Here is a 3,782-nt window from a genome sequence, read left to right as displayed (position 1 = left end):
GGTTGCTTCCGGCTGGAGCATTTGCCGGGTGGGACTTACACCCACTGGAAAGCGCCACCTTTTCACGGCGCACACCCTCAACGGCCGCTCGACTCTCAGTACACCCAGCGTCTCTTGACAATGTGCAACGGCCATCCGCTCATGGTCCTCGCCGCCGCGTCATCGGCCTTTCGGCCGCCCCGACTCGTCATCCATGCGGCGGACTCGCCGCTTCGCTGTCGTTCGTGTCGCGGTGAAGCAAACATCGGCTCTCGCGAGCGGTGAACGAGTCTTCACGACACAATTGCGGCCACTTATCAACGTCTCAAGCGGTCGCTCAATGCAGCGAACAAGCCCAGTGGCATACCTCGCGATTGTTCTTGAAGCGTTAAGCTGCACGACAGCCCTTCGGCGGATCAAGATGTTAGCGCCGTTGTTAGTTCCCATCGTCGGAGTCTGAATCGTAACTTGTGTCGTTCATCTCGATATGGATGGTTTCACCGCGCCGATTCATTCCATCTGCCGTGCCGTCCGTGAGATCGCCACCCACTACATCCATTTTTCCACCGTTGGGCCAGTTCACATGGGTAACTTCTCCGCCGTCAACTTCAACCGGAACGGTGTAAGTGCCACTCTTTGTGGAAACATTCGCGACGTAAGTGCCATCCTCGGGGCTGTCGTAAGCGTTCGCAGTGCCCGTAGTCAGGGTGCTGATTGCAAGCACCGAAAAAACTAGTGTCTTCATAATGAAACGAGACATTTTTCTCGGAAAACAATTTTCGTTGATCAAGCGACCGATTCCTAGCTTGGCCGCGTGCAGCCGCTCCCCGTCGCGTGTCCGCTTGGTTCCCTTCCCGCGCTTAAGCGATACCGCCCGCGAGGACAAGCGCCCGTGTCTGCAGTGTGTTGACGTCGAATCTCCTTCCGTTGAAGCCGAATTTACATACGCGTGGTGCATTGACGGGAATGAGCTGGTAACAGGCCGTTTTTCGGTAGCACTGTCTCACGCACTCGACGCAGTAGAAGCATGTCCGATTCGAAGCGATCGCGTTCAAAAGCCACCGGGACGTGATTCCGCAGATCTCAGTCCGCAGCGCGAGCCATCTGCTGCGATCTGCCAGTCGTACTGGCAGTTGCCTTTGTATGAATTGTCGGTCGTACCGCCTCCACCACCACGGGTCGCGAGCGCAACGACGCCAACGACGGCGACTACAGCACCTACCGCCTGTGCGACGTGGACGCGATGTAGGCATTTCTCGCGGTCTTCGCTGCTGTCGCACCAACTGGCGCACCCCGACAACGATGCCACGAGCGCGAAAAGCACGGCGTTCTTCAAGGCGAGGTTCCTCTTATCTAGTTGATCAGCTTAACGGCTGCGTATGGCGATTCTTTAGGGGATACGTTTTCGCTTGCTGTCTCGAGAACCGTCAATCAGGCCCTCTCAGCAACGAGCGGCGCGACAGGCGCGGAGGCGGAGCCAACGAATACGCGGACTGCACCGACTCGAAGGGAGCGAAGTGATGAGTAAAAGCGACAGTGGAGCGCGGCGCCGATTAGCAATGGCGAACTCTGTAAATGCTGGTCAACGCTCGCAGCGCAAATCAAGGTAACGCGCCGAGACCAGCGCCGCCAACATGGCGATCCAGGCCGCGTTCAACATGAACAAGGCGAAGCCCGGAATGGTCGAACGTACGGAACGCAACTCATTATTTAAAAAATTGCCATCTATAGGATGGTCAGTCGCTCGTCATGACGATAGTATTTGTTCGCTGATCGCGGTCAGCACCAACCAAAACTATGATTGACACTTCGAGGGGACCAACATGATCATTAAAACCACGATAGTTTTCACGCTTTGTTTGATCTCCGCCACGTCTTTCGCACGGGGCGGCGGCTTCTCCAGCGGACACAGCAGTTATCACTCGAGCGGTACGGGCGAGCACTACGTTAGCGGGTACACACGTAGCAACGGCACGTACGTAGCAGGGCATCACCAGACGAACCCCAATCAAACAAAATACGATAACTGGTCGTCAAAGGGGAACGTGAATCCGTACACTGGCAAGGAAGGAACGATAGATCCGTCCAGGTGAGAAGGCGGCGCAACGACCCGATGCGATGAATCTCAGCGCCGTTGAGGTATTTGCAGCCACGACTGCGAACGCGCCCTTCTTGGTTCATTCGATGTGCGGGCTTAGCGGCTGAGCGCATCGCGCCGCGTTGAACGAACTGAACTTCCTGTTCTCTGCAAGGCCGTGAAACGGGCTCGATTGAGCCGGACGACGTCGCGTGCTCGAGCATGCAAGCCAGACGGCGAGCGTCGGCTATGGCCAATTCGCTTGCATCCAGGATCCGGCAGGTCCCGAACTGAACCGGCCGTTCGACTTGCGGTCCTTACGACCCTGACGAATGGCCGGAAGTGGCCGGCAAGCGCCTGCTCGCCGGCCATGACCTATCAGACTTCGGTTTGCTCAGCCATCTCGAGCGCGTAGTCTACTTCAATCCCGAGGTAACGCACCGTACTTTCAAGCCTATTGACTGCAGTCAATAGACTGGACTATCTCCCGTGCCGAACAATGTCCAGTGATCATTCGGAAGCCCCGCGCGTTGGGGATGTGCCGCAAGTGCGCTGGACATTAGATCGCGCTTTCGCAGGCCCTATTCACTGGATTACAAGACCTTCGCAGGAGAAGTGGCCCAGCGCTCGTTCGCCCGTCGAACACGGAACGAGTGGACACGTCATGTGCTCGTCGGATCTCTGATCACACAGCAGTTCGCAGCCAGCTAAACGACCCCGGCGTTCCCGTTGATCTTGCAGACCGAATCTATGTCCCGCAAAAGGTGCGACCGTGTGCCGTCATGCCGTGGGCTCCTGGCGTCGCGGGACATAGTTCGGCGCGGGAGGTAGTCAAGTTTCGTATGGCCTAAGAGTAACTGAACTGCGCGCAGGTTCTTGGTGCGCCGATAGATCAACGATGCCTTCGTGCGGCGCATCGTCTGTGTGCCGTACGCCGCGTCATCCAGTCCAATCGAAGCGATCCAACGATGAACGATGCGAGCGTACTGACGTGTCGACACGTGCGCGGACGCATGCAGCCGAATCGGGAACAAATAGTCGGCGGGTTTCAGCTCCCATGCCGAAATCCAGGCTGCGGCACTCTGCCGAGTCTGGTCCGTGATTTCGAATTGCACCGGCGTTTGCGTTTTTTGCTGCATGAACGTTGCTCGCGAGACCACATGGCTTCCCATGCAGATGTCCTGCACCTGCAGTCGCGTCAGATCGCATGCCCGAAGCTTGCTGTCGATTGCCAAGTTGAACAGCGCCAACTCGCGAACGTTGGATGACATCTGAAGTCTCGTGCGAATCGCCCAGATCTCGCGCAGTTTCAACGGCGGCTTCTGGCCAGTCAGCCTCCCCTTGTTCCACGGCACCCGACGAGCGCTGAAAGAATTAAGCGTTTCCATGTCAACCTCCTCTTCAATGAAGGGAGATCGATTGTGCGCGCCTTGCAGCGGTCGCTCGCGGACTCTGAACCGCCTTTCGGGCATTCGCAAAGTCGGCGGCAGCTCCGGGGTGCAACGGTCATCGTCGCCTTTGTGCTGTCCGACCTTTGAAGCCTCCGTGGTATTCGCTACACGGTGACTGCGCATTATTCGCACCGCGCGATCTGAACGCACCTATCATTTGGTCCGAAATCTACCTGGCACCTGAGATGATCGTGGATTACACTATTTTTGCTATGCGACCTTAATGCGTGGCCGACTCACGAAGTCACAAATGCGCAGACTTTCGTGCACCTCTT

Annotated in this window: 3 protein-coding genes; 1 reads left to right on the top strand and 2 read right to left on the bottom strand. The window is 57.1% G+C overall.

All coding sequences use genetic code 11. From position 1 onward, the window contains the following. Nucleotides 1-415 precede the first annotated feature (415 nt). The gene (locus tag AWB67_RS34920) at nt 416-769 is read right to left on the bottom strand and encodes a hypothetical protein (protein WP_125477823.1); all 354 of its coding nucleotides are present in this window, start codon (nt 767-769) and stop codon (nt 416-418) included. Between the two features lie 868 nt (nt 770-1,637). On the opposite strand from AWB67_RS34920, the gene AWB67_RS41135 reads away from it, so the two are divergent. Further along, complete coding sequence (locus tag AWB67_RS41135; protein WP_159965102.1) at nt 1,638-1,784, top strand: hypothetical protein; 147 nt, start codon at nt 1,638-1,640, stop codon at nt 1,782-1,784. Between the two features lie 979 nt (nt 1,785-2,763). Here AWB67_RS41135 and AWB67_RS34905 read toward each other — a convergent pair. Then, nucleotides 2,764-3,444: a tyrosine-type recombinase/integrase gene (locus tag AWB67_RS34905; protein WP_087660487.1), complete on the bottom strand. Its 681-nt coding sequence runs from the start codon at nt 3,442-3,444 to the stop codon at nt 2,764-2,766. Nucleotides 3,445-3,782: the final 338 nt, after the last annotated feature.

The sequence above is a fragment of the Caballeronia terrestris genome (assembly GCF_001544515.1).
Classification (GTDB): Bacteria; Pseudomonadota; Gammaproteobacteria; order Burkholderiales; family Burkholderiaceae; genus Caballeronia; species Caballeronia terrestris.
Note: the sequence above shows the minus strand (reverse complement) of the source record. Positions and strands in the feature narration are given on the sequence as shown.